At 71.4% G+C, this 25,137-nt stretch carries 20 protein-coding genes and 2 pseudogenes; 10 read left to right on the top strand and 12 right to left on the bottom strand.

All coding sequences use genetic code 11. The features are described 5' to 3' along the window. Window positions 1–35: 35 nt before the first annotated feature. The 4 genes and pseudogenes from CP967_RS11590 to CP967_RS11575 form a co-directional block, all read right to left on the bottom strand. Window positions 36–1,752, bottom strand: a pseudogene (locus CP967_RS11590) (SpoIIE family protein phosphatase). Between the two features lie 393 nt (window positions 1,753–2,145). Then, on the bottom strand, window positions 2,146–2,841 hold the full coding sequence (gene fomD / locus CP967_RS11585; RefSeq protein ID WP_150487909.1) for a cytidylyl-2-hydroxypropylphosphonate hydrolase: 696 nt from the start codon (window positions 2,839–2,841) through the stop codon (window positions 2,146–2,148). A gap of 72 nt (window positions 2,842–2,913) precedes the next feature. After that, window positions 2,914–4,317 carry a class II fumarate hydratase gene (locus CP967_RS11580; protein WP_150487908.1) on the bottom strand — a complete coding sequence of 468 codons (1,404 nt, stop codon included), beginning with the start codon at window positions 4,315–4,317 and terminating at the stop codon, window positions 2,914–2,916. Window positions 4,318–4,644: 327 nt separating this feature from the next. Next, on the bottom strand, window positions 4,645–6,312 hold the full coding sequence (locus CP967_RS11575; RefSeq protein WP_150487907.1) for a fumarate hydratase: 1,668 nt from the start codon (window positions 6,310–6,312) through the stop codon (window positions 4,645–4,647). A gap of 193 nt (window positions 6,313–6,505) precedes the next feature. On the opposite strand from CP967_RS11575, the gene CP967_RS11570 reads away from it, so the two are divergent. After that, the gene (locus tag CP967_RS11570) at window positions 6,506–7,207 is read left to right on the top strand and encodes a DUF1707 SHOCT-like domain-containing protein (RefSeq protein WP_150487906.1); all 702 of its coding nucleotides are present in this window, start codon (window positions 6,506–6,508) and stop codon (window positions 7,205–7,207) included. Between the two features lie 165 nt (window positions 7,208–7,372). Continuing rightward, window positions 7,373–7,744: a WhiB family transcriptional regulator gene (locus CP967_RS11565; protein WP_150487905.1), complete on the top strand. Its 372-nt coding sequence runs from the start codon at window positions 7,373–7,375 to the stop codon at window positions 7,742–7,744. Window positions 7,745–7,897: 153 nt separating this feature from the next. Here CP967_RS11565 and glpX read toward each other — a convergent pair whose 3' ends face one another. After that, window positions 7,898–8,929, bottom strand: coding sequence for a class II fructose-bisphosphatase (glpX, locus tag CP967_RS11555; RefSeq protein ID WP_150487903.1), 1,032 nt, complete (start codon window positions 8,927–8,929; stop codon window positions 7,898–7,900). 144 nt (window positions 8,930–9,073) lie between these two features. Here glpX and CP967_RS11550 point away from each other — a divergent pair, with 144 nt between their 5' ends. After that, complete coding sequence (locus tag CP967_RS11550) at window positions 9,074–9,637, top strand: DUF4245 domain-containing protein (protein WP_150487902.1); 564 nt, start codon at window positions 9,074–9,076, stop codon at window positions 9,635–9,637. Between the two features lie 185 nt (window positions 9,638–9,822). Here the strand turns inward: CP967_RS11550 and CP967_RS11545 are convergent, their stop codons facing one another. The 4 genes from CP967_RS11545 to CP967_RS11530 all read right to left on the bottom strand — a co-directional run bounded on the left by CP967_RS11545 (window position 9,823) and on the right by CP967_RS11530 (window position 13,631). Next, window positions 9,823–10,413: a malonic semialdehyde reductase gene (locus CP967_RS11545; RefSeq protein WP_150487901.1), complete on the bottom strand. Its 591-nt coding sequence runs from the start codon at window positions 10,411–10,413 to the stop codon at window positions 9,823–9,825. A 143-nt stretch (window positions 10,414–10,556) separates the two neighbouring features. Further along, a complete protein-coding gene (locus CP967_RS11540) occupies window positions 10,557–10,823 on the bottom strand; it encodes an exodeoxyribonuclease VII small subunit (protein WP_150487900.1) in 267 nt (88 codons plus the stop codon). A 43-nt stretch (window positions 10,824–10,866) separates the two neighbouring features. Further along, a complete protein-coding gene (gene xseA / locus CP967_RS11535) occupies window positions 10,867–12,078 on the bottom strand; it encodes an exodeoxyribonuclease VII large subunit (protein ID WP_150487899.1) in 1,212 nt (403 codons plus the stop codon). A 209-nt stretch (window positions 12,079–12,287) separates the two neighbouring features. Further along, entirely contained in the window at window positions 12,288–13,631 is a 1,344-nt protein-coding gene (locus CP967_RS11530; RefSeq protein ID WP_150487898.1) for an APC family permease, read from the bottom strand. Window positions 13,632–13,718: 87 nt separating this feature from the next. Between CP967_RS11530 and CP967_RS11525 the strand changes: the two genes are divergently transcribed. Together CP967_RS11525 and ppgK are read left to right on the top strand one after the other, a co-directional pair. Beyond that, window positions 13,719–14,699, top strand: a complete 981-nt coding sequence (locus tag CP967_RS11525; RefSeq protein WP_150487897.1) for a 4-hydroxy-3-methylbut-2-enyl diphosphate reductase — start codon at window positions 13,719–13,721, stop codon at window positions 14,697–14,699. Between the two features lie 58 nt (window positions 14,700–14,757). After that, window positions 14,758–15,495: a polyphosphate--glucose phosphotransferase gene (gene ppgK, locus CP967_RS11520; protein WP_150487896.1), complete on the top strand. Its 738-nt coding sequence runs from the start codon at window positions 14,758–14,760 to the stop codon at window positions 15,493–15,495. Between the two features lie 62 nt (window positions 15,496–15,557). Here the strand turns inward: ppgK and CP967_RS11515 are convergent, their stop codons facing one another. Beyond that, window positions 15,558–16,190, bottom strand: a complete 633-nt coding sequence (locus CP967_RS11515; protein WP_167535368.1) for a DUF6542 domain-containing protein — start codon at window positions 16,188–16,190, stop codon at window positions 15,558–15,560. A 419-nt stretch (window positions 16,191–16,609) separates the two neighbouring features. Between CP967_RS11515 and ychF the strand changes: the two genes are divergently transcribed. The 5 genes and pseudogenes from ychF (at window position 16,610) to CP967_RS11480 (ending at window position 22,837) form a co-directional block, all read left to right on the top strand. Beyond that, window positions 16,610–17,698 carry a redox-regulated ATPase YchF gene (ychF, locus tag CP967_RS11510; protein ID WP_150487895.1) on the top strand — a complete coding sequence of 363 codons (1,089 nt, stop codon included), beginning with the start codon at window positions 16,610–16,612 and terminating at the stop codon, window positions 17,696–17,698. A 179-nt stretch (window positions 17,699–17,877) separates the two neighbouring features. Then, window positions 17,878–18,162 carry a hypothetical protein gene (locus tag CP967_RS11505; RefSeq protein WP_028438980.1) on the top strand — a complete coding sequence of 95 codons (285 nt, stop codon included), beginning with the start codon at window positions 17,878–17,880 and terminating at the stop codon, window positions 18,160–18,162. Further along, window positions 18,144–18,557 (top strand): DNA-binding protein, encoded by a 414-nt coding sequence (locus CP967_RS11500; RefSeq protein WP_150487894.1) that lies wholly within the window; start codon window positions 18,144–18,146, stop codon window positions 18,555–18,557. Before CP967_RS11505 ends, CP967_RS11500 begins: the two co-directional genes overlap by 19 nt. Before the next feature lie 401 nt (window positions 18,558–18,958). Continuing rightward, window positions 18,959–20,180: pseudogene (locus CP967_RS11490) on the top strand (IS256 family transposase). Window positions 20,181–20,656: 476 nt separating this feature from the next. Then, a complete protein-coding gene (locus CP967_RS11480) occupies window positions 20,657–22,837 on the top strand; it encodes a DEAD/DEAH box helicase (RefSeq protein ID WP_229888174.1) in 2,181 nt (726 codons plus the stop codon). 122 nt (window positions 22,838–22,959) lie between these two features. Here CP967_RS11480 and CP967_RS11475 read toward each other — a convergent pair whose 3' ends face one another. Together CP967_RS11475 and CP967_RS11470 are read right to left on the bottom strand one after the other, a co-directional pair. Then, window positions 22,960–23,175, bottom strand: coding sequence for a DUF6243 family protein (locus CP967_RS11475; protein ID WP_150487892.1), 216 nt, complete (start codon window positions 23,173–23,175; stop codon window positions 22,960–22,962). Window positions 23,176–23,582: 407 nt separating this feature from the next. Further along, window positions 23,583–24,617 carry an RICIN domain-containing protein gene (locus CP967_RS11470; RefSeq protein WP_150487891.1) on the bottom strand — a complete coding sequence of 345 codons (1,035 nt, stop codon included), beginning with the start codon at window positions 24,615–24,617 and terminating at the stop codon, window positions 23,583–23,585. Window positions 24,618–25,137: the final 520 nt, after the last annotated feature.

Raw genomic sequence — 25,137 nt, 5'->3', positions numbered from 1 at the left:
CCGCCCCTCCCCCCGTACCCGGCCGTCCGCGCGGCCTACGAGCCCGGCACCGCCATCTCGAACCAGACGACCTTCCCGGTGGACAGCCGCGTCGCCCCCCACCGCCTGGCCAGCCGGTTGACCAGGAACAGCCCCCGGCCGCCCTCGTCGGTGTCCCGTGCCCGGCGCTGCCGCGGCAGCTGCGGCGCGTCGTCCCCGACCTCGCAGCGCAGCACGTCGGTACGCAGCAGCCGCAGCGTCACCGGGCGCTCCGCGTACCGCACGGCGTTGGTCACCACCTCGCTGACGAGCAGCTCCGCCTCGTCCGAGACGGCGTCCAGCCCCCAGCGCCCCAGCGCCCGGCGCGCCAGCCTGCGGGCCCGGCCCGGAGCCGCGTCCTCCGGCTCCAGGAACCAGTACGCGACGTCGCTCGGCGCGATCCCGTCGAAACGCGCGGCGAGCAGGGCGATGTCGTCGTCACGGTCGCCGGGCCCCAGCATGTCCAGCACGTCGTCGCAGAGGGCCTCCAGCGGCGGCGGATGGTCCGGCCCCGTCAGCCGCGCGGTCGCGGCGAGCCGCTCACGCAACTGCTCGATGCCCGTCCACACGTCCCGCAGCCGCGACTCCACCAGCCCGTCCGTGTACAGCAGCAGCGTGGCACCCGCCGGGGCGTCCAGCTCCACCGCCTCGAAATCGACGCCGCCGACACCGATCGGCGCACCCGGCGGCACCCGCAGCACCTCCGCACGGCCGCCCAGATGCAGCAGGACGGGCGGCGGATGGCCGGCGTTGGCCACGGTGATCCGGTGCGCGACCGGGTCGTACACCGCGTACAGGCAGGTCGCCATGCGGTCGCTGCCCAGCCGCTGCGCCTGCTCGTCCAGGTGGTGCAGGACCTCCTGCGGCGGCAGGTCGAGACCGGCCAGCGTCTGCGCGGTCGTCCGCAGCTGGCCCATGATCGCCGCGGAGGTCATCGAGTGGCCCATGACGTCACCGACGACCAGGGCGACCCTGCTGCCGGGCAGCGGGATCGCGTCGTACCAGTCACCGCCCACCCGGGCCGTCTCCGCGGCCGGGAGATAACGCGAGGCCAGACGGACACCGGTGGGCTGGGGCAGCGAGTCGGGCAGCATGGTGCGCTGCAGCTCGTCGGCGATGTACGCCTCGCGGCCGTACAGCACCGCCTTGTCGATGCCCAGGGCGGTGTGCGTGGCCAGCTGCGCCGCGACCAGCAGATCGCCGGCCTCGAAGGGCTGGCGCTCGGGGCCCCGCAGGAACACCGCGGCGCCGATCACCCGGCGCCGCCCGCGCAGCGGCGCGAGGATCACCCGATGGCCGGTGGGCACGCCCCAGCCCGCCCCCAGCAGCTCCGGCAGGGCGGCCCGGGCCGCGGCGGAGTCACCGAAGACCGGCCGCACCCCGCGCAGCACCTCGGCGAGCGCCCCGCCCGCCGGCACCTCGCACAGCTCGGCGGCGGGCAGCAGCCCCGCCTGCGGATCCGTGACGGGCAGCCGCAGCCGCTCGCCCTCCGGGCCCGTCTCCGGCTCCTCGTCGGTGAGCCGCAGCCGGTCGGTACGGCGCAGCCGCAGCACGAAAGGGCTGACGGGACGCTCGTCGCCCACCGGGAGCGGGTCCCGCAGATAGACGAGTATGGCGTCGGAGAAGGTCGGGACCGAGGCCCGGCAGAGCCTCCTGCTGCCGGGGCCGGGCGCGTTCCTGCGGCCGGGCGGCGAGGGGCTGCCGTCCTTCGTGGGAGGTGGGATGCTCCGTCACGCGTGGGATTCCGTCCGTCCGGGCCGGTTGTATGAGGCGGTCACAGTCACCCCGTGGGGTGGCGCCACTGTGCCCCGGCGAGCGCGGTGAGAACAACGGCTGTCACCGGATGCCCCGCCGGACGGGGCCGAAACCGTACGGCCGCGCGGCAGCCCCGGGCCACCTGCTCCGGTGGCGGGGCAGCGGACAGTGAGCACGTCTCCACCCCCTCGTAGTGGTTCGTGCGACCGCGCCTGGCGCCCGGCTTCCGTGGACCGTGCGTGTGGTGCGGATCGTGCGGTGACTTGTGGTCAGGCCCAGTGCTCCGTGCGACCGTTGGAACACCTCGGGGCGGTGGAGCACTTCACGTCGGGAGCGATCCTACGGTCGCCCCCCTGGGGTGCGACAAGGGTCTCACGAGGGCGTACGGGCGGGGGTGCGGTCCCAGTCATCCGGCAGCGCCGGCACGGACCAGCCCGGATCGGGCCGCCAGTGCTCCCACCCGTCCCCGAACGGCGACCCCCAGGCGGTGATCACCTCGACCGCCGCCAGCCCGGCCCCGCGCACCTTCCGGGCGGTCGCCGCGTCCATCAGGCCGACCCGCTGGGCCTCGGCGAACTCGTCCTCGTCGAGCCACTCCCAGGTGCGGTCCGGGCGTACGGAGATGTCCAGGAAGTGATCCTGGGAATCCACCCCTCCGGCCCAACGCGAAAGCGGCTCCTCCAGGTTGACGTACCAGTTGCGGAACACCCAGCCGCGGTCCCAGAACAGCCACACCGACCAGGGATCGCCGGGCCGGGCCAGCTTGAGCACGCCCGAGCCGAACCACCGCGAACGCACGGTGGTGCGCGGCCGGGTGTAGCGGGTGGCCAGCGGCTCGGCGTGCACCTGGGTGCCGTCGGCGAGCACGGGTCTGATGCACTCGGTACCGGACGCCATCCACACGGCGAGTAGTTCGGCCGTGTCCCGCACCACCGTGACCGGACGGCAGATGTGCACCGCGTGCCCGTCCCCGTTGCCCCGGTAGCGCCAGAGGATGTGATCCCCGGGCTCCCAGTACCCGACGCCGCCGCCCGTTCCCGTTCCCGTCCCCGCCTCCATGGCTGTCATGAAGGGATCTTAGAAGCTGACGCCCCGCCGCGGCCGGGCCTCGAACACCCGTTACGGCCCCGGCGGCTCGGGTCACGGCCGGGTCATGCGCAGCACGTCCAGGGCCGCGTCGAGCTGCTCCAGCGTCAGGTCGCCCCGCTCCACGTACCCCTCCGCCAGCACCGTCTCCCGGATCGTTGTGCCCTCGGCCAGGGACTTCTTGGCGACCTTCGCCGCCTGCTCGTAACCGATGTACTTGTTCAGCGGGGTCACCACCGAGGGGGAGGACTCCGCGTAGCGCCGGGCCCGCTCGGCGTTGGCCGTGATGCCGTCCACCGTGCGGTCGGCGAGCAGCCGCGAGGCGGTGGTGAGCAGCCGCACCGACTCCAGGAGGTTCTTCGCGATCACCGGGAGCATCACGTTCAGCTCGAAGTTCCCGGCCGCGCCGGCCACGGCCACCGTGGCGTCGTTGCCGGTCACCTGGGCGGCGACCATCAGCACCGCCTCGGGGACCACCGGGTTGACCTTGCCCGGCATGATCGACGAACCGGGCTGCAGATCGGGCAGGTTGATCTCGGCGAGCCCGGTGCGGGGACCCGAGGACATCCAGCGCAGATCGTTGCAGATCTTGGTCAGCGAGACGGCGACCGTCCGCAGCTGGCCGGACGTCTCGACCAGCCCGTCCCGGGCGCCCTGCGCCTCGAAGTGGTCACGGGCCTCGGTGAGCGGCAGCCCGGTGGTACGGGCCACCTCGGCGATCACCGCACCGGAGAAACCGGGCGGCGTGTTGATGCCCGTGCCCACCGCCGTGCCCCCCAGGGGCAGTTCGGCGAGCCGGGGCAGCGAGGCGCGCAGCCGCTCCACACCGTGGCGGACCTGTGCCGCGTAACCGCCGAACTCCTGGCCGAGCGTGACCGGCGTGGCGTCCATCAGATGCGTACGTCCCGACTTCACGACCTCCGAGAATTCGGCTGATTTCCGCTCCAGCGAGGACGCCAGGTGCTCCAGGGCCGGGATCAGGTCGCCGGTGACGGCCGCGGTCGCGGCGATGTGGATCGAGGAGGGGAACACGTCGTTGGACGACTGCGAGGCGTTGACGTGGTCGTTGGGATGGACCTCGCGGCCCAGCCGCTCGCTCGCCAGGGTGGCGATCACCTCGTTGGCGTTCATGTTGGACGAGGTGCCCGAACCCGTCTGGAACACGTCCACGGGGAAGTGCTCGTCCCAGCGCCCGGCGGCGACCTCCGAGGCGGCCTCCCGGACCGCCCGGGCGATGTCCGGATCCAGCACCCCCAGCTCGGCGTTGACCGTGGCGGCGGCCGCCTTGATCCGCCCCAGCGCCTCGATGTGCGAGCGTTCCAGACGCTGCCCGGAGACGGGGAAGTTCTCCACCGCCCGCTGCGTCTGGGCCCGCCACTTCGCGTGCGCGGGAACCCTCACCTCACCCATCGAGTCGTGCTCGATGCGGTACTCCGTGTCCTTCGCCGATCCGGCCATGGTGTCAACCCTCCTGCTGGAGACAAGCGTGCGGCGGGCCCCGGCTGTTCCCCGGCGGCCCCCGCCGCCAGTAAACAACGGGGCGCTCCGAGGGGCCGTCAGGGACACCGGGCCCCGGAGCCCCGGGCCCCGGAGCCCCGTGGGCGGGGAGCCGGACGCCGTGGGCCGGGGCCCGTATCCGTCCCGAAGGCCGCCGCACCCGCGCCCGGGGCGTACCCGTGCCGGGGACCACCGCACCCGCACCGGGCCGTGCGACGGCCGGGGGCGCCCCGGCCGCGGCCGGAACGCCCCCGTGGTCACCCGGGCCCGGCAGACGGGCCCGCCGGTTCAGCCCAGACCCGGGCCCCGCACCGGGATGCTGGTGAAGGTCGGCGCCGGGGCGGGCTCGGTGAAGAAGTCGTTGCCCTTGTCGTCGACGACGACGAACGCCGGGAAGTCCTCGACCTCGATGCGCCAGACCGCCTCCATGCCGAGCTCCTCGTACTCCACGACCTCGACCTTCTTGATGCAGTCCTGCGCCAGCCGGGCCGCCGGGCCGCCGATCGAGCCGAGGTAGAAACCGCCGTGCGCGCCACAGGCGTCCGTGACCTGCTTGGACCGGTTGCCCTTGGCGAGCATCACCTTGGAGCCGCCCGCCGCCTGGAACTGGGCGACGTAGCTGTCCATCCGGCCGGCCGTCGTCGGGCCGAAGGAACCGGAGGCGTACCCCTCGGGCGTCTTCGCCGGGCCCGCGTAGTACACCGGGTGGTCCTTCAGGTACTGCGGCATCTCCTCGCCCGCGTCCAGCCGCTCCTTGATCTTGGCGTGCGCGATGTCACGGGCCACGACCAGCGGACCGGTCAGCGAGAGCCGGGTCTTCACCGGGTACTTGGTCAGCTCGGCGAGGATCTCGTCCATCGGCCGGTTCAGGTCGATGCGGACGACGTCCCCGTCGCTGTCGAGCTGCTCGTCGGTGGTGTCCGGCAGGAAGCGCGCCGGGTCCTTCTCCAGCTGCTCCAGGAAGACGCCCTCGGCGGTGATCTTCGCGGTGGCCTGGCGGTCGGCCGAGCAGGACACGGCGATGGCGACGGGCAGCGAGGCGCCGTGCCGGGGGAGGCGCACCACGCGCACGTCGTGGCAGAAGTACTTGCCGCCGAACTGCGCGCCGATGCCGATCCGCTGCGTCAGCTCGAAGACCTTCTGCTCCAGCTCCTGGTCCCGGAAGCCGTGCCCGGTCGGCGAACCCTCGCCCGGCAGCTCGTCCAGGTAGTGCGCGGAGGCGTACTTCGCGGTCTTCAGCGCGAACTCGGCGGACGTGCCGCCGACGACGATCGCCAGGTGGTAGGGCGGGCAGGCCGCCGTACCCAGCGAACGGATCTTCTCCTCCAGGAACTTCATCATGGAGGCCTCGTTGAGGACCGCCTTGGTCTCCTGGTAGAGGAAGGACTTGTTGGCCGAGCCGCCGCCCTTGGCCATGAAGAGGAACTTGTACGCCCCGCCGTCCGTGGCGTACAGCTCGATCTGGGCCGGCAGGTTCGACCCGGTGTTCTTCTCCTCCCACATGGTCAGCGGGGCCATCTGGGAGTACCGCAGGTTGAGCTTCGTGTAGGCGTCGAAGATGCCGTGCGACAGGGCCTCCTCGTCACCGCCCTCGGTGAGCACGTTCTGCCCGCGCTTGCCCATGACGATCGCCGTGCCGGTGTCCTGGCACATCGGCAGGACGCCCGCGGCGGCGATGTTCGCGTTCTTCAGCAGGTCCAGCGCGACGAACTTGTCGTTGGACGAGGCCTCCGGGTCGTCCACGATGCGCCGCAGCTGCGCCAGGTGGGCGGGGCGCAGGTAGTGCGAGATGTCGTGCATCGCCTCGGCGGCGAGGGTGCGCAGCGCCTCGGGCGACACCTTGAGGAACGTACGGCCGTCGGCCTCGAAGGTCGAGACGCCCTCGGAGGTCACCAGCCGGTACGGCGTGGTGTCCTCACCCAGGGGAAGCAGATCGGAGTACGCAAACTCTGGCATTACGGCCATTCCTCACTCGGCGACAGCGCTGACCGCCCTCGGGCAGCGCATCCAACAGGGTAGAACGCCCCGGGCGTGCCGGGCCTGTGAGGTAAGGCTCACCCGGTCCGGCCCGGAGGCGGGGCGGAACCCGGGTGACGACGGGCCGTCCGGGTACTGGTCGCGATCTATCGCGTTTGGGTAGTCTGGGGCGGTGGACCTCGAAAAGCAGCCCCAGCAGCCCGTCGGCCCGGCCGGGCCCGTGCCCGCCGGCCCCACACCCGCGGGTGCCGCGCCCGTCGGCATCCGCGCCTCCGACGCGGACCGCGACCGGTTCGCGGACATCCTGCGGGAGGCCATGGCCGAGGGCCGGCTGACCGCGGACGAGCACGCGGAGCGGGTCGACCTGGTCTACCGCGCCAGGACCCTCGGGGAACTCGAACCGCTGGTGGGTGACCTGCCGGCCGGCGGCGGGGCCGCCCGTCCCGCGGCCCCGCCCTCCCCGTACGGCCCCGAAGTGCCGTCCGGGCCCGCCGAGAACCTCGTGGCGGTCTTCAGCGCCTCGACCCGCAGGGGCCGTTGGCGGGTGGGCGGACGTACGAACGCCTTCGCTCTCTTCGGCAGTGTCGAGATCGACCTGACCGAGGCTCTTTTCGGCCAGCGTCTGACGGTGGTGAACGCGACGTCCGTCTTCGGCAGCGTCGAGATCAAGGTGCCGGAGAACATCTCGCTGCGCGGCAGCGGTACGGGCATTTTCGGCAATTTCGAGGTCGACACACTGGAATCCGCAGACCCGGAAGCCCCGGTCGTCGTGGTGAACGGCTATTCCGTGTTCGGGAACGTCGAGGCGAAACCCAAGCGTGGCAAGCTGATCGCCAACCTCCACAAGCAGTTGCGCAAACACCTCGGCGGCTGACCCGGACACGGCTGGTTCTGTTCGCATTCCGGCCACAGAGGCCCCTGGAAGGCCCTGTGGTGTCCGTAAGCCGGTGCCACTCAGTGCATAGGCGCGCGCACAGCGGGTAGGGACTGCTGCATCGTCTCTCGCTCACGAAGCCGAAGCCGTCGTCAGGAGTGGACCGTGCTGCAACCGCCGCATCAGCCCCTGCAGGTCGCCGCTGTGCCTCCTCAGCGCACTCCCGCGCGGGAGGACCAGGCGGGCCCCTGGCACTCGGAGGCGGTGTGCCGCCGGGACGAGGCCGGGCTGTTCTTCGCCCCGTCGAAGGAGCCGACGGCCGCCCGGCTCTCCCGTGAGGAGGCCGCCAAGCAGGTCTGCGCCAGGTGCCCGGTCATGGTGGAGTGCAGGGAGCACGCCCTCATACAGCCCGAGCCCTACGGTGTCTGGGGCGGCCTCACCGCGGCCGAGCGCCGCGTCGTCCTCACCCGGCGCCGCAGGCGCGACATCGAACTCAAGACGGCGGCCCCGGCCGGACACGTCGCCGCGGCCGGCTGACCGCGGGGGTGCGGGCGGGGACCCGTCCGCACCCGCACACCACCGGCGGCCCTTCCTCTCCTCCCGGCCGGCCACGCCCGGACCGCCCCGCACAGGCGTCCGGCGCGGCGGCCGGCTCCGTCCTGCCGGCAGGCCCCGTCCTGGCTGCCGGTCCTACTTCGCCCGGTCGAAGTCGATCGCGCTGTAGGCGCGCAGCTTCGACAGCCGGTGGGTGGAGTCGATCCGGCGGATCGTGCCCGACTTGGAGCGCATCACCAGGGAGTCGGTGGTGGCGGTCTCCGAGCGGTAGCGCACCCCGCGCAGCAGCTCGCCGTCGGTGATGCCGGTGGCCACGAAGAACACGTTGTCCCCGCTGACGAGGTCATCGGTGGAGAGCACCCGGTCCAGGTCGTGGCCCGCGTCCAGGGCGCGCCGGCGCTCGGCCTCGTCCTTCGGCCAGAGCTTGCCCTGGATGACACCGCCGAGGCACTTTATGGCGCACGCCGAGATGATCCCCTCGGGGGTGCCGCCGATGCCCATGAGCAGATCGACGCCGGTGCCCTCACGGGCCGCCATGATCGAACCGGCGACGTCGCCGTCCGAGATGAACTTGATGCGGGCGCCGGTTTCCCGGATCTCCTTGACGATGCCGTCGTGCCGGGGACGGTCCAGGACGACGACGGTGACGTCCTCCGGAGCCGAGTTCTTGGCCTTCGCGACCCGGCGGATGTTGACCGAGACCGGTGCGTTGATGTCGACGAAGTCGGCGGCCTCGGGGCCGGTGACCAGCTTGTCCATGTAGAAGACGGCCGAAGGGTCGAACATGGCGCCGCGGTCGGCCGCGGCCAGCACGGCGATCGCGTTCGGCATGCCCTTGGCGTTCAGCGTGGTGCCGTCGATGGGGTCGACGGCGATGTCGACCTCCGCTCCGGTGCCGTCGCCGACCCGCTCGCCGTTGAACAGCATGGGGGCCTCGTCCTTCTCGCCCTCACCGATGACGACGACGCCGTTCATCGAGACGGTCGAGACGAGGGTGCGCATGGCCTTCACGGCTGCGCCGTCGGCGCCGATCTTGTCACCGCGCCCGACCCAGCGCCCGGCGGCCATGGCCGCGGCCTCGGTCACGCGGACGAGTTCCAGGGCCAGGTTGCGGTCAGGGGCCTCCGGGGAGACCTCGAGCTGGGACGGCAGATGGTGCTCGGACATCGGAGCGCACCTTTCTGTACGGCGACGACCGGATATGAGGGTGCTGTGACTCTATCTGTAGACCGATAAAATGAGCAGACCGGGTCACGGATGAGCGGATGCCCGCCGGTCGGACGCGCGAGGGCTCGTGCCACCATTGACCCCGTGGCAAGCAAGCGAGGCAAGCAGACCGTCCGGGACATGATCCTGTCGATGCTCGTGATCACCGCAGTGGCGGGCGTCGTCTACCTCTTCATCCCGCACGACGACAAGGCGGACCCGATCAAGGCGGTCGACTACCGGGTCGAGCTCACCACGGCGCGGCGGGCCGCACCGTACCCGGTGGTGGCCCCGGACGGACTGGCCGAGGGCTGGCGGCCGACCTCCGTCTCGTACGAGGGGCACCGGGGCGCCGGCTGGCACCTCGGCTACCTCGACCCGGACAACCGGTACGTGGCCGTGGAGCAGTCGACGCTCCCCGCGAAGAAGTACGTGGCCAAGGTCAGCCACGGAGCGGAGGACACCGGCCGCACCCGTGAGGTCTCCGGGAAGTCGTGGGAGGTCTGGGAGGGCGCGAAGTACGACGCGCTCGTGCTGCACGCCGAGGGCGTCACCACGGTGGTCACCGGTTCCGCCCCGGCGGAGCGGCTGGAGCAGATGGCCGCCGCCCTCAGCCCGGACGCGGAGGCCCCGGCGGTCACCACGTCCGGCGCCCCCGCCGCGTTCTGAGCCCGGGCGCCCCGCCCGCAGGGGTGCCCGCGCCCCCGCCCCGGGTGTCCGCGGGTCCCGTCCCGGGGTGCCCGCGGGCCCCGTCCGCCGCATGAGGAAGCCCCGCGACGCTCGGCGTCGCGGGGCTTCCGGCTGCCCTCCGGCGAACCGGAGGGTAGCGGGGTCCGGCGGTGGACCCGGACGGATCAGACGGTGGTGACGACCTCGTCGTAGGACAGGCGCGGCAGGCGCGGGAACCAGGCGTCCTCGCCCGGCCTGCCGATGTTGACGGCCATGAGGAGCTTGTGGTCGCCGTCCAGGAACTCCTTCTCGATGCCCGCGGCGTCGTAACCGGTCATCGGGCCGGCGGCCAGGCCGGCGGCGCGCACGCCGATGATGAAGTAGGCGGCCTGGAGCGCGGCGTTCAGCGCGGCGGACTGCTCGCGGACCGGGCGCTCGGAGAAGAACGCGTCCTTGGCCTGCGGGAAGTGCGGCAGCAGCGCCGGGAGTTCCTCGTGGAACTCGTTGTCCGCGACGAGCAGCGCGACCAGCGGGGCGGTGGCGGTCTTGGGCCGGTTGCCCTCGGCCATGTGCTTGACCAGGCGCTCGCGGCCCTCGGGGGTGCGGACCAGGACGACACGCAGCGGGGACTGGTTGAAGGCGGTCGGGCCGTACTTGACCAGCTCGTAGATCGCCTGGACCTGCTCGTCGGTCACCGGCTCGTCCGTGAACGTGTTCGCGGTGCGGGCCTCGCGGAAGAGGAGGTCCTGGGCGGCGGGGTCGAGTACGAGGGACATCTGTGGAACTGCCTTCCGGAGGGATACGGGTTCGGTCTGCGGACCACCGTAACCGAGAGAAAGGTTAACGTTCAACTAAATCGGGCCCGGGTGACCCGGCACACACGCCCGCGGCGGCGTTCCGGGACTCCCCGGACGCGCGCTCAGTCCGGGCGGGGCCCCTCGGGGGCGTCGTCCTCGGAGGCTTCCCGGGGGCCGGCCAGCACCGCGTCCAGACGGGCGCGGGCGCCCTCCAGCCAGTGCCGGCACACCTTCGCCAGCTCCTCGCCGCGCTCCCACAGCGCCAGCGACTCCTCCAGCGTCGTGCCGCCTGCCTCCAGGCGTCGCACGACCTCGATCAGCTCGTCCCGCGCCTGCTCGTATCCGAGCGTGCCCGCTCCGGACACCGCCGTCGTCCCGTCGTCCGTCATACGATCCACCCTATGCGCGAGGTCCGACAGAACCGGCCGCCACTCACTCCTCCACCCGCACCGTGAACTCGCCCTCCGACACCCGCGCCCGCAGCTCGGTGCCGGGCGCCCCGGCGTCCTCGGGGGAGCGCACCACATGCCCGTCGGGCCGCTGGAGCACCGCGTAACCCCGCTCCAGCGTCGCCGCGGGCGACAGCGCGACCACCCGGGCCCGGGTGTGCGCCAGCTCCGAGTCGGCCCGGTCCAGCAGATGCCCCAGCACCCGGCGGCCCCGCCCGGCCAGCGCCTCCACCTCCGCCTCGCGCTCGTCCACCATCCGCTGGGGCCGCTCCATCGAGGGCCTGCCCAGCGCGTGCGCCAGCCCCCGCTCCTCCCGGTCGAGAAGCCCCCGCAGGGTCCGCAGCGACCGGTCCCGGAGCTGCTGGACGCGCTCCAGCTCCTCGCCCACGTCCGGTACGACCTTCTTCGCCGCGTCCGTCGGCGTCGACGCCCGCAGGTCGGCGACCAGGTCCAGCAGGGGGGAGTCGGGCTCATGGCCGATCGCCGACACCACCGGCGTACGGCACTCGGCGACGGCCCGGATCAGCTGTTCGTCGGAGAACGGCAGCAGGTCCTCCACGCTGCCGCCGCCGCGCGCCACGACGATCACGTCGACCTCGGGGATCCGGTCCAGCTCGCGGACCGCCCGCACCACCTGGTCCACCGCGTGCACCCCCTGCACGGCGGTGTTGCGTACCTCGAAACGCACCGCGGGCCAGCGGCGGCGGGCGTTCTCCAGCACGTCGCGTTCGGCGGCGGAGGCCCGGCCGCAGACCAGCCCGATCAGCTGCGGAAGGAACGGCAGCGGCCGCTTGCGGTCCAGGGCGAACAGCCCCTCGGCGGCCAGCGCCTTCTTCAGCTGCTCCAGCCGGACCAGCAGCTCGCCGATGCCGACCGGCCGTATCTCCGTGGCCCGCAGGGACAGCTGCCCCCGCGGGGCGTACCACTCGGGCTTGGCGAGGACGACGACCCGGGCGCCCTCCGTCACCACATCGGCGACCCGGTCGAAGACCTGCCGGAAACAGGTCACGCTCACCGAGATGTCATGGGACGGGTCCCGCAGGGTCAGGAAGACCACGCCGGCGCCCGGCCGCCGCGAGAGCTGGGTGATCTGCCCCTCGACCCAGACCGCGCCGAGCCGGTCGATCCACCCCCCGATCAGGCGCGACACGTCGCCAACGGGCAGGGGGGCTTCCGGTGACGTGGTGAGAGCCATACGGGCGAGCGTAGCGGCCGGCAAGGACAACGGGCCCGCGACCGGCCCCGGCGGCGGAGGCGGCAAAGGCGGAACACCCGGAAGCGGGGCACCGGCGGGCCGCCGGGGAGTGGGAGGCCCGGGGACGGGACGGCCCGGGAGCGGGGCGGCCGGGAAAGCGGGAGGGTCGGGGGCGGGACGGCCCGGGAGCGGGGCGGCTGAGGGGCCCTTCAGGCCGACCGCCGCCCCCACTGCAGCGCCAGCACCACCAGCCCCACACCCAGCCAGCACACACCCACCACCTGGGCGCTGGTCGTCGCCTCCCAGATCACCGCGATCAGCACCACCGCCCCCACCACCGGCACCAGGACGTGCCGCCACCAGCTCGGCCGCCCCTCCATACGGCGTACGGCGAACCAGCCCACCACCGACGCGTGCAGCAGCACGAACGCGGTGAGCGCCCCGATGTCCACCACCGACACCAGATGGTCGAGCCCGTCGTCGCGCCGGGCCGCCCACACCGCCGCCACCAGCGTCACGACCGCCGCGCCCAGGATCGCGAGCCTCGGCACCCCGGACTTCGCGTCCACCCGGGACAGCACCGAGGGGAGCCGCCCCTCCCGCGCCATCGCGAAGACCAGCCGCCCCGCGGCCGCCTGCCCGGCCAGCGCCGCGAAGGCCGCGCCGATCGCCTTGCTGACGGCCACCAGGTCGTGCAGCCACGTCCCGACCGAGGAGTCCACCGCGTCGTAGAACGCCGAGCCCTGCTTCCCCGGGTCCGCCGCCAGTTCCGCCGAGGACACCGGCTCCAGCAGCGCCGCCAGATACGACTGCACCACGAACAGCGTCCCCGCGAGCACCAGGCAGAAGAGCACCGCCCGCGCCACCTTCGCCGAGCCGCCCGTCACCTCCTCGGCGAACGAGGCGATCGCGTCGAATCCCAGATACGACAGCACCGCGACCGACACCGCCCCCAGCACCGCCGTCAGCGAGAACCCGGCGTCCCCGGTCAGCGGGGTCAGCCAGCCGCGCTGCGCGCCGTCCCGTACGAGCACCACCACCGCCGACACCACGAACACCAGCAGCACCGCGATCTCCATGGCCAGCACCGCGAAACCCACCCGCGCCGCCGCCCGCACCCCCCAGAGGTTGAGCAGGGTGGTCACCACGACGGCCAGCGCCGTCCACACCCACCGCGACACCTCCGGGACCAGCGCGTTCATCGCGATCCCGGAGAAGAGGTAGGCGACGGCCGGGATGAGCAGGTAGTCCAGCATCGCCATCCACCCGGCGATGAACCCCGGCCCCTCCCCGAGCCCCTTGCGCGCGTACGCGAAGACCGAACCGGCCAGCGGGGCCACCCGCACCATCTGCGCGTAACTGAACGCGGTGAACGCCATCACGACGGTCGCCGCGAGGTAGACGAGAGCGACCGCCCCGTGCGACTTCGCGTCCAGCGTGCCGAACACGCCGACCGGGGCCATCGGGGCGATGAACAGCAGTCCGTAGACCACCAGGTCCCGGAAACCGAGTGTCCGCCGCAGTCCTGCCTGGTCCGTGCTGCCGCCGGCCATGAGCCCTCCGTCGCTCGATCGCGTACGCATCAGTGTCCCGATCCGGCCCGTCCCCGCCCCTGTCCGACACGGCCTTACGATGGGCGCATGACTGCAACTCCTGCCCGCCGTGTCCTGCTCGCCGCGCCCCGTGGCTACTGCGCGGGCGTGGACCGTGCCGTGATCGCCGTGGAGAAGGCGCTGGAGCAGTACGGCGCCCCGATCTACGTCCGCCACGAGATCGTGCACAACAAGTACGTCGTGCAGACCCTGGAGAAGAAGGGTGCGATCTTCGTCGAGCAGACGGCCGAGGTGCCCGAGGGATCCATCGTGATGTTCTCCGCGCACGGCGTCGCGCCGACCGTCCACGCGGAGGCCGCCGAGCGCAAACTGGCCACGATCGACGCGACCTGCCCCCTGGTCACCAAGGTCCACAAGGAAGCCGTCCGCTACGCCAAGGACGACTACGACATCCTCCTGATCGGCCACGACGGCCACGAGGAGGTCATCGGCACCAGCGGTGAGGCCCCCGACCACATCACCCTGGTCGACGGTCCCGGGGACGTGGCGAACGTCGAGGTCCGCGACGAGTCGAAGGTCGTCTGGCTCTCCCAGACCACCCTCTCCGTCGACGAGACGATGGAGACGGTCGACGCGCTCAAGCAGAAGTTCCCGAACCTGCTCTCACCGCCCAGCGACGACATCTGCTACGCCACACAGAACCGCCAGGTCGCGGTGAAGAAGCTCGCCGAGGACGCCGAACTCGTCATCGTCGTGGGCTCCAAGAACTCCTCGAACTCGATCCGTATGGTCGAGGTCGCGCTGGACGCCGGCGTTCCCGCCGCGCACCTGGTGGACTTCGCCGACGAGATCGACGAGGCATGGCTGGAGGGCGTCACCACCGTCGGCCTCACCTCCGGCGCCTCGGTCCCGGACGTACTGGTCGACGGAGTGCTGGAATGGCTGGCCGCACGCGGGTACGCGGACGTCGAGACGGTGCGGACGGCGGACGAGTCGATCACCTTCTCGCTGCCCAAGGAGCTCCGCCGCGACCTGCGCGCCGAAGCCGCGGAACTCTCCGGGAACTGACCCCGGCCACCCGGGCGTCCGGGCAGTGTGCCCGGCCCGCTGGCCGTACCGTGGGTCCATGGAGATCTTCGGTGTGGACATCGGCGGGTCAGGGATCAAGGGCGCTCCCGTGGACCTGGACCGTGGAGAGCTGACGCAGGAACGCCACAAGGTGCTGACCCCGCACCCGGCCACCCCGGCACGCGTCGCCGACGGGGTGGCCGAGGTCGTCGGGCACTTCGGCTGGCGGGGACCGATCGGTATCACTTTCCCCGGAGTGGTCACCGACGGCGTCACCCGCACCGCCGCCAACGTCGACAAGGCGTGGATCGACACCGACGCCCGCGCCCTGCTCGGCAAGCGGATCGGGCAGGACGTCACGATCCTCAACGACGCCGACGCGGCCGGCGTCGCCGAGATGACCTTCGGCGCGGGACGCGGCCGCAAGGGCACGGTGATCGTGCTGACCCTCGGTACGGGCATCGGCAGCGCCGTCTTCACCGACGGGCACCTCGTCCCCAACACCGAGCTCGGCCATCTGGAGCTCCACGGCCACGACGCGGAGAAGAAGGCGTCCACGAAGGCCAAGGAGGACGAGGACCTCAGCTGGCAGCACTGGGCCCGCCGGGTGCAGAAGTACCTGGTCCACGTCGAGATGCTGTTCTCGCCCGAGCTCTTCGTCATCGGCGGGGGAGTCAGCCGCAAGGCCGAGAAGTTCCTGCCGCTCATCGAACACGTACGCGCCGAAATCGTCCCGGCGCAGCTCCAGAACAACGCCGGTATCGTCGGCGCGGCGATGGCGGCCGCCGGGAGGTGACCGGCTCCGGCCGTTGAGCGGAGCCGGAGGACCGGGCCGTGGAACGGCCGGCCGGGAAGCGGTCAGGAACGGGGGCGGCGCGCCCCTTGAGCGGCGGCGGCCCTCGCGAGGTGCCGCTGCCGCTCCCGCATCCGCCGGACCTTCCGTACGGTGGCGATCAGCCCGGCGACGAGCGTGCCCCCGTACAGCCAGCCCGCCTGGACGGCCAGCGCGGTGACGACCGCCATCGCCTGCCCGCCGAAACCACCGGTGCCCCCGGCGATGGGGACCACCCCGACGGCGAACGCGATCGGCACGCTGATCGGCGCGGTGACCAGGTCGGCGGGGCGGACCCAGAGCGCGGTCAGCGCGCTCACGGGCAGGAACAGCAGCCCGTACGCCGGTTCGGAGCCGTCCAGGAGCAGCTGGTCCAGGCAGCCCAGCAGGAACATGGCGGCGACGGCGAAGAGCCCCGCGCCGATACCGGTCAGCCGGGGATCGGGGAACCTGCGCAGCGCGAGGACGAACGGCGCGACCCTGCCGGGACGCGCCCCCTGCCCGGCGGCCCGGCCGCCCGGCTTCGCCGCCACAGGAGCGTCCGCCACCGCCACGGGCGCGGCGGCGGCCCCGGCGACACCGCCGCGCGGCGCCACCGGCACCTGCTCGGGGGCCGGGGCCTGCCTGCGCTGCGGGGTACGTGTCCTGTGCTGCTCCACCGGTACAACCTAGGTCGCCTTATGGGTGCACATGGGTACAGGACACGCGCTTTGGCCGACCTTGACACTGCGTTCGAACCCCATGGCCGGAAACCGGCGCGCCCGCGGCGCGTCACGGCCTCCGCCCCGGACCCGGCCACCCGCGCTCCGGGCCCGTCAGCCTTTGCCCGAGCCCTGTCCGTTCGTACCCCGGGCCCGCCTGCCTCTGCCCGCGCCCCGGACCCGACCGCCTCTGCCCGTGCTCCGACCGCCCGCGCCCCGGACCCGTCCACGCACACCCCGGCCCCGACCGCCCCCACCCCGGTCCCTCCCGCGCGGGACCCGTGACCGGCCGCACCGGCCCGCCCGTAAACTGGAGAATCGGTCCGACTCCCGGCCCGCCCGCAGAGCCCCTCTCCTCACTCCAGGAAGTCGCCAAAGTGTCGCTCACGATCGGAATCGTCGGTCTGCCGAATGTCGGCAAGTCGACCCTGTTCAACGCCCTGACCAAGAACGACGTGCTGGCGGCCAACTACCCGTTCGCCACGATCGAGCCCAACGTCGGCGTCGTCGGGGTCCCGGACCCGCGCCTGGACAAGCTGGCCGAGATCTTCGGCTCGCAGCGGATCCTCCCCGCCACGGTCGACTTCGTCGACATCGCGGGCATCGTGCGCGGCGCCAGCGAGGGCGAGGGACTGGGCAACAAGTTCCTCGCGAACATCCGTGAGTCCGACGCGATCTGCCAGGTCATCCGCGCCTTCAAGGACGAGAACGTCGTGCACGTCGACGGCAAGGTCTCGCCCAAGGACGACATCGAGACGATCAACACCGAGCTGATCCTGGCCGACCTCCAGTCCGTGGAGAAGGCCGTCCCGCGCCTGACGAAGGAATCCCGCCTCCAGAAGGACAAGGTCGCGGTCCTCGCCGCGGTCGAGGAGGCCCAGAAGATCCTCGAAGCGGGTGACACCCTCTTCTCCCGCGGCATCACCGCCGGCACCGAGAAGGGCCGCCTCCTCCACGAGCTGCACCTGCTCACCACCAAGCCCTTCCTGTACGTCTTCAACGTCGACGAGGACGAGCTGGTCGACGAGGACTTCAAGAACGAGCAGCGCGCCCTGGTCGCCCCGGCCGAGGCCATCTTCCTCAACGCCAAGATCGAGTCCGAGCTGATCGAACTCGACGACGACGAGGCCCTCGAACTCCTCCAGTCCATGGGCCAGGAGGAGCCCGGCCTCGCCACTCTGGGCCGCGTCGGCTTCGCCACCCTGGGCCTCCAGACCTACCTCACGGCAGGCCCGAAGGAAGCCCGCGCCTGGACGATCAAGAAGGGCGCCACGGCCCCGGAGGCGGCCGGTGTGATCCACACCGACTTCCAGAAGGGCTTCATCAAGGCGGAGATCGTCTCCTTCGAGGACCTGGTCGAGACGGGCTCCGTCGCCGAGGCCCGCGCCAAGGGCAAGGCCCGCATGGAGGGCAAGGACTACGTGATGCAGGACGGCGACGTGGTGGAGTTCCGCTTCAATGTGTGACGGGTGATGTAGCACCACGTCGCTGATCTGGCAAACGTACAGGTCAGATGGGGTCCGACTCTTCGGAGTCGGGCCCTTTGTTTTTCCCGTGCTGGGATTCGTGTGAGCGCGGCGCTGGCCGAGCTGTGAAGGTAGTGCGGACGTGGCGCTTTTCCTACTCGTTTGACACAATTGGGGGCATGGCTGAGGCGACGTACAGCATCGGGGAAGGGCCAGCGACGCGGGTGAGCTTGTCGCTGCCGGAGGGGACCGCGGAGGCGATCCGGGCTCGGGTGGGCAAGCGGGAGTTCTCCGCGTTCATCGCCGAGGCGGTCGAGCGTGAGCTGCGCGGGCAGGTCCTGGACGAGTACCTGGCGGACTACGAGAGCCGCAAGGGGCCGGTCTCCGAGCCGGCCCGGCAGCGGGCGCGCCAGGTCTTCGACGAGGTGTTCGCCGAGGAGGCCGAGTGGCCCGCCGCAGGCTGAGTCACGAGGGGACGCTGGTCCTCGACAGCGAGGGACTCTCGAAGCTGCTCGCTGACGACGAGCAGGTGGTGGCTTTGATCGCTGAGGCGCGTTCGCGTGGCATGGAGGTTGTGATCAGTGCGCTCGCCATCATCGAGGCCGTCCACGCCCGTACGAACAAGTCACGCCTGAACTGGGTGCTTTCCGGGCTGCGGGTCGTCCCGGTCGGTGACGAGGAGGCGAGGGCTGCCTCGGAGTTGCTGATGAATGCCGGGTTGCACGGACACAAGTACGCGATCGATGCGGCCGTCGCCGAGGCCGCGCTGCGACAGCACCGCCCCGTGGTCATGCTGACTTCCGATATTGACGACATGGCCAAGCTGTGCGGCGAGCGGGTCCGGCTCGTGGCGGTGTGATTTCCCTTGGTCCGGCTCAGCAGGAGCGGGGTCCGTAGGGGCTCCAGTGACCGAGGAATGGCTTGAGGTCGTCGCCGCTGGGTTTCGGCGGCGTGGGCAGTTTCGGCGCTGAGGCCGATTCGGTGAGGTTTTGGAGGTGCGCGTCCGCGAACGCGAGCCACGCCTCGACCTCGGTCCGCTCCTGCCCGGGCGGAAGTGATGTGGCATGGACGCCTACTGCTGCGACGTATTCAGTCAGGCGGATGGCGTCCCGCCGTGTGGTACAGGGGATCTCCGCTGTTGAGTGCGCGGGGTCTGCTCCCCGGAATACGTCGTCTGCCGGTGAGTACTCCCTGCTCACATGGCAGGCCACCGTGCAACTTTCCTTGGTGAACGGGCAGTTCGACCTAGGAGGATGCACGGTGGCCTTGTCCCGGCATGACCTGCTTCGCCTCCTTGAGTCACTACGTTCGGCCGATGGTCTTGAACTCGTCCGCGAAGTCGCCGAGCGGCTGCTGCAGGAACTGATCGAGGCCGAGGCGAGTGTGAAGACCGGCGCCGAGTGGGGCGAGCACTGCGACACCCGCACGACCTGGCGCAACGGCCACCGGGAGAAGACCGTGACCACGCAGGCTGGTGACCTCGAGCTCGCGATCCCGAAGCCTACGGGCCGGGAGCTTCTTCCCCAGCCTGCTCGAGCGGCGCCGGCGTATCGACCAGGCTCTCTACGCGGTCGTCATGGAAGCCTGCGTCCACGGTGTCTCGACCCGGTCGGTCGACGATCTGGTCAAAGCCCTCGGCTCGGACACCGGGATATCGAAGAGCGAGGCCTCCCGGATCTGCGCAGACCTCGACGAACAGCTGGATGCTTTCCGGTCGCGTCCGCTGGACCACATCCGGTTCCCCTACCTGTTCCTCGACGCCACCTACGTCAAGGCCCGCGTCGACCACCGCATCGTCTCCCAGGCGATCGTGATCGCCACCGGCGTCACCCAGGACGGCGGCCGGGAAGTCGTGGGCGTCATGGTCGGCGACAGCGAGACAGAAGCCTTCTGGGCCCAGTTCCTGCGGCACCTGCGCGAACGCGGACTGACCGGCGTCCGCCTGGTCATCTCCGACAGCCACAGCGGCCTGGTCAAGGCCGTCCGCAAGGTCATGCTCGGCGCCGCCTGGCAGCGCTGCCGGGTCCACTTCGTCCGTAACGTCTTCGCCGCCATCCCGAAAGGCTCGGCGGAGATGGTCGCCGCCACGATCCGCACGGTGTTCGCCCAGCCCACCGCAGACGCCGTTCGCACCCAGCTCGACACCGTCGCCGACATGCTCGGCCGACAGTTCCCCAAGGTCAGAGTGATGCTGCTGGAGGCCAAGGAGGACCTGACCGCGTTCGCGGACTTTCCTCATCAGCACTGGAAGAAGATCCAGTCGACGAACCCGCTGGAGCGGCTGAACCGGGAGATCAAACGTCACACCGACGTGGTCCAGGTCTTCCCCAACCCGCCCGCGGTCCTCCGCCCGGCCACCGCGGTCCTCGCCGAACTCCACGACGAGTGGATCGCCTTCCCCCGCCGCTGCCTCTCCAACGAAAGCATGGACGCCCTCTACACCGACGAGCCCACCGTCCTGCCCGCTGCATCAAACGACTGATCGCCTACACCACGCAAAGGGACGTGACCCCCGTGCTGGGATGCGCCTGTATTTCCGCAGGTCACAGCCTTGTGGTGGAGTTCCGCTTCAACGTCTGATACGTCCGGCGAAAGGCCGTCCGACCTGCGGCGGAGCGGGTCGGACGGCTTTTGCGGTCCGCACGGAGTCCGCAGCGGGTGGTGTCGATGTCCTTGACACGGCAGCCCGAGATCTCCCCGATACGTGCGGCGGGGTGCACGCGGCGAAGACGACCACGTCTCCCCCGCCTCGGTACTCGTCGTGGGAGGCGGCCACGAGCGCGTCGGCCGGCGCGACGAGCGTCTTCCCGGTCGGGCAGGGCCGGCGCGCGAGGGCCGGGGGTCTTGGGTCAAGGCCCTACGGGCCACCGGCATCCTGCCCGGGCCGGACAGGATGCCGGCTCAGGGCCGGAGCGGATGGTGGAAGGATGCGGGGACTGCGAGAGAGGGGTGGGGCGCGTGGGGCGTGACGAGAGGGACCTGGTCGCGAGAGGAACGCGCCTGTACGCGGCAGCGCAGGCGGTGGTCGGTGACCACGCCAGGTCCGTCGAGGCGGTGCGGGCGGCGCTGAAGCCGCTTCACGACGTAGCAGTCACCCGGGAGCTCGACGCCATCCCCGTCGCCCGGCTGCAGGACGTCACCGAAGGACGCCTGCGGCTGGGGAACGTCGAGAAGAGCGGCCTTGGCACGGTGGGCCGTGTCCTCGAAGCGGGCCCCTACCGGTTGCGGCAGATCCCTGGTGTCGGGCAGCGCACTGTCGACCAGATCCTTGCCGCTGCCCGCCGGCTTTCCGAAGCGGTGCACGAGACGGTAGCCGTTCACATCGATGTGGACCGGCCGGAACCAAACACCACCGCGCTCGTCATGGCCCTGCACGTACTGGTGGAAGCCGGTCCGGACGCCCGGCGCGCGGTGGACCGAGCCGCAGCCCTGTCGGAACGGCTCGGCCCGTTGCTGGCCGACGCGAGGCCCGCCGCCGGGCGTCTCGGAATGCTGCTGGCGGGCCGGGGGAAGAAAGCACGTGCCCTGGCGGCGGTCATCGAGATCCGTTCGCTGGTGGACGAAGCGGAGCAGGCCGGTCTGCCCGGGCTGTTCGCCCAGGTCTCGGTGGACCTGCTCCGTGGATCTTCGTCCGACATCGCGGCCTGGGTGGACTTCGAACTCCGCTCCACGGAGTACTACAGCCTGCTCGCCGAGATCTCCGGGCGGCTGCCGGACGCGGCAGCCGCGGAGGGGTTCCTGCCGGAGGAGGTCGCCGAACGGGTACGGACGCAACAGCTCGACGACTCGTACCGGCGGGTCTCCCTGCGCGGCTACCAGGCGTTCGGCGCACGATTCGTCCTTGCGCAGCGCAAGGTGATACTCGGCGACGAGATGGGTCTCGGGAAGACGATCCAGGCGATTGCCGTGCTGGCACACCTGGCCGCCGAAGGGCAGAGCCATTTCATGGTCGTCTGCCCGGCGAGCGTTCTCGTGAACTGGACGCGGGAGATCGAGGCCCGCAGCCTCCTTCGCGTCATGGTGCTCCACGGCCCCGACCGGCACCACGCGTTTGCCGACTGGAAGGGGCGGGGCGGGGTGGGAGTGACCACGTTCGACGCACTGCGCGGATTTCCGGCGCCGGGCGGCGGGGAGGTCGGGCTGCTCGTCGTCGACGAAGCGCACTCCGTGAAGAACCCGAAGACCAAGCGGTCGCAGTCGGTCGCCCTGTGGGCGGACCGTTGTGAGCGCACCCTCTTCATGACCGGAACTCCGATGGAGAACCGGGTCGTGGAGTTCCGCAACTTGGTCCGGATGCTCGATGAAGGGGTGGCACACGCGCTCGGCGAGCGGGACGTCCTGGTGGGATCGGTCGCCTTCCGCAAGGCCGTTGCCCCTGTCTACCTGAGGCGCAACCAGGAAGACGTGCTGACGGAGCTCCCGAGTCTCCAGCAGACCGACGAGTGGGAGGAACTGAGCGCGTCGGACGAGGAGGCGTACCGGGAGGCCGTGCGCGCGGGCAACTTCATGGCGATGCGCAGGGCCGCCTACATGCGCCCCGAGAAATCGGCCAAGCTGGACCGGCTGTGCGAGATCGTTCAGGAGGCCGGCGAGAACGGACAGAAGACAGTGGTCTTCTCCAACTTCAAGGACGTACTGGGTGTGGTGAAGACGGCGCTCGCCACGGGGTCCACTGCCGGTGCTCCGATGTTCGGTCCGCTCACCGGCAGCGTTCCGGCCGGGCGACGGCAGCAGATCGTCGACGACTTCGCCGGGGCCCCGGGCCCAGCGGTGCTCCTGGCACAGATCCAGGCGGCTGGAGTCGGTCTCAATATGCAGGCTGCCTCCGTCGTCATCATCTGCGAGCCGCAGATCAAGCCGACCATCGAACACCAGGCAGTGGCCCGGGCCCACCGCATGGGCCAGGTCAGGCCGGTCCACACGCATCGTCTTCTCGCCACCGGGGGAGTGGACGCGCGCATGGTGAAGATGCTGGAGGAGAAGACCCGTCTGTTCGATGCTTACGCCCGCCGTAGTGCTGTGGCCGAAGCCACCCCGGACGCGGTCGACGTGTCGGACACCGAACTGGCCCGCCGGATCGTCGAGGAGGAGCAGGCGCGGCTGGGCGTGACGGACGGAAGGACCACGGCACCCGGGTGAGGCGCCTCAGGTCCGCAACCGGTCCGCGGAAGGAGGCACCCCCGTGGTGACCTGCGGTGCCGCTCTGTCCTCGTGCGGTACCGCCCTGCCTCTGTACGGTGCCGCCTCGCGGCGGCGGTGCGTCAGCTCTGTGCGGTGTCCTGGTCCGTCTGCCCGGTGCTCCCGGCCGTGCCGGCCTTCTCGCGCATCTTGCGCACCAGCTCCGCCTTCCGGTCGGCTGCGTCCTGGCGGTCGCGGTTGCGGTGCGGGCCGTTGTTCTGCCGTTCGGCGCGGGACAGCCTCTTGCGCTGGCCTCCGCCCTGGCCCACGGGGTTGTTGATGTTCTTGCTGTCGGTCACGGGCTCTCCCGGTCATGATGTGAGGTGATCTGCGGATTCATCGGTGGGGACGGGCGATGACATCGAAGGACGTCAGCAGAGGCCCATCACGCTCTCACTCGTGAATCGGCGTCTGGAAGAACATGACAAAGACGGTACCCGGTCCCGCCGGCCCCGCGCACCAGCCCTTTCGCCGCCCGGCGCGGGCCGGTCTTCGGTGAACGTCCGAGGGCAGCCGTTTCCTTCCGGGGGCACCGGTACCGCCGGTGCCCGCCGGGTCCTGCGGGGTGGCCCTCCGCTCCTCCGGACGGCCGTCCGTCGGCCCCTCCGGACGGCCCGTCGGCCCCGCCCCGCCCGGGCTCGCGGTTCCGCGGCCGTGTGGCCTCCCGGAGCCCGGACACGTACAGCGCGGTCAGGCGGTCGGAAGATCAGGCGGTACGCCAGCGCTGGTTGTCACGGCCGTTGCATTCCCAGAGCACTATCTGGGTGCCGCTCGCACCTCCGAAGAGATCCAGGCATTTGCCGTTCGACCCGGCCACCAGCGCCGTCCCGGAGAGGCCGATTCGCTGGGTGGCGGACTGGTCGCAGGTGGTCAGGACGACCGGGGTGCGGTCCTCGGTCCCGGTGAGGGTCGCGCAGAGGCCGCCCTGGCGCAGGCTGCCGTCGGGTCCGGAGCTCCAGGACTGGCCGGCGGAGCCGTCGCAGGCGGATGCCACGAGTTGTGATCCCGCCCCGGTGCCGGTCAGGCATTTGCCCGAGGCTTCGACGACCAGCGGGCCGCCGCTCCCCGCGGCCGGGCCGCCGGGGTCGCCGTTGTCCGGTTGTACGGCGCTGTCCGGTCCGGGGGTGTCCGCGGCCCGCGACGAGCCGGGCTTCGCGGAGGTGGCGCTCTCGTCCGGCCGGGGCGTGTCCCGGGCGCTCTCGCTCGACGACGACGAGGTGGGGGAGGCGGAGGAGGAGGCTGTCGGCTCCGCGTCCGTGACTCCCGGCAGCGGCGACCGTTCCCCGGCCCCTCTGCCCCCGTCGTCGGACCCTATGAGTCCTTCGGCGGGGGCGTCCGCCCGGTGGCCGGAGCTGTCGGAGCCTCCGCCGACCGTGACGGCCACCCCCACGACGACGGCGACGACCGCCGCGCCGGCGGCCGCCACCAGGGCCCATCTCCTGTTCCGTGGGAACACCCGGCGGCGGGGGGAAGTGGCCGGAGGTGCCTCATCGGCCGGCTGTCCGGAGGAGTGCGGGGAGCCCGGGGCCGCGAGGCGCTGCCCCGGTGCGTTCCGGTCCGCCTCGGTCTCGGCGTTCTCGGCGTCCTCGGAGCTTCCGGGGTTCTCGGCTTGATGCGCCGCGATGGCACGGGCGAGCGCCGCACGGGCGGAATCCAGTTTTGCCGCGTCGTTGCTTCGAGCGGGTCCGGCCGGCTGTGAGTTGATGCGCCCGGCGACGTTTCGCTTCGGCAACTCTGACATCTGGTTGTGCTCCTTGAGTACGGGGCCGAGCCCTGAGGGATGCTCCGGAACGAGAGGGCGACCGACGGCACGTGCTTCCCCCTGACGTGGCAGGCGGTGCGGACAGCCGTGTCCCAGCGGGTGGTTGCTCTCGAGAGGAGTGAGGGGGCCAGTGGACCAGCCCTTATCTAAACGCCGCACCTCCTACTGGGGAAAGGTGAACACGCCGTGTGGGGAGACGAGTTGACGGAGTGGTCCGTGAGGGGCCGTTCGGCCCCAGGCGGGGCCGAACTCCTGGGAGGTCCGGGACCGTTCTGCCGAGGTCTCCCGCGGAAGACGCCCGTGAGGGGGCCGTACGCCTGGCCCCCGATCCGCCGCGCCGGTGGGCGGATGCCCCGGCGCGGCGGTCACGAGTGGCTGCGACGCCGGATGGCGGGAAGCCGTCGGCAGGGCACCGGGAGGGCTGCCGGCCACGGGCACCCGGTGGCTGTGGCACCCGGCGGCCACGGTGCACAGGGCACGGGGTGCAGGGTGAGGACGG

Source organism: Streptomyces nitrosporeus (assembly GCF_008704555.1).
GTDB classification, from domain to species: Bacteria; Actinomycetota; Actinomycetes; order Streptomycetales; family Streptomycetaceae; genus Streptomyces; species Streptomyces nitrosporeus.
Note: the sequence above shows the minus strand (reverse complement) of the source record. Positions and strands in the feature narration are given on the sequence as shown.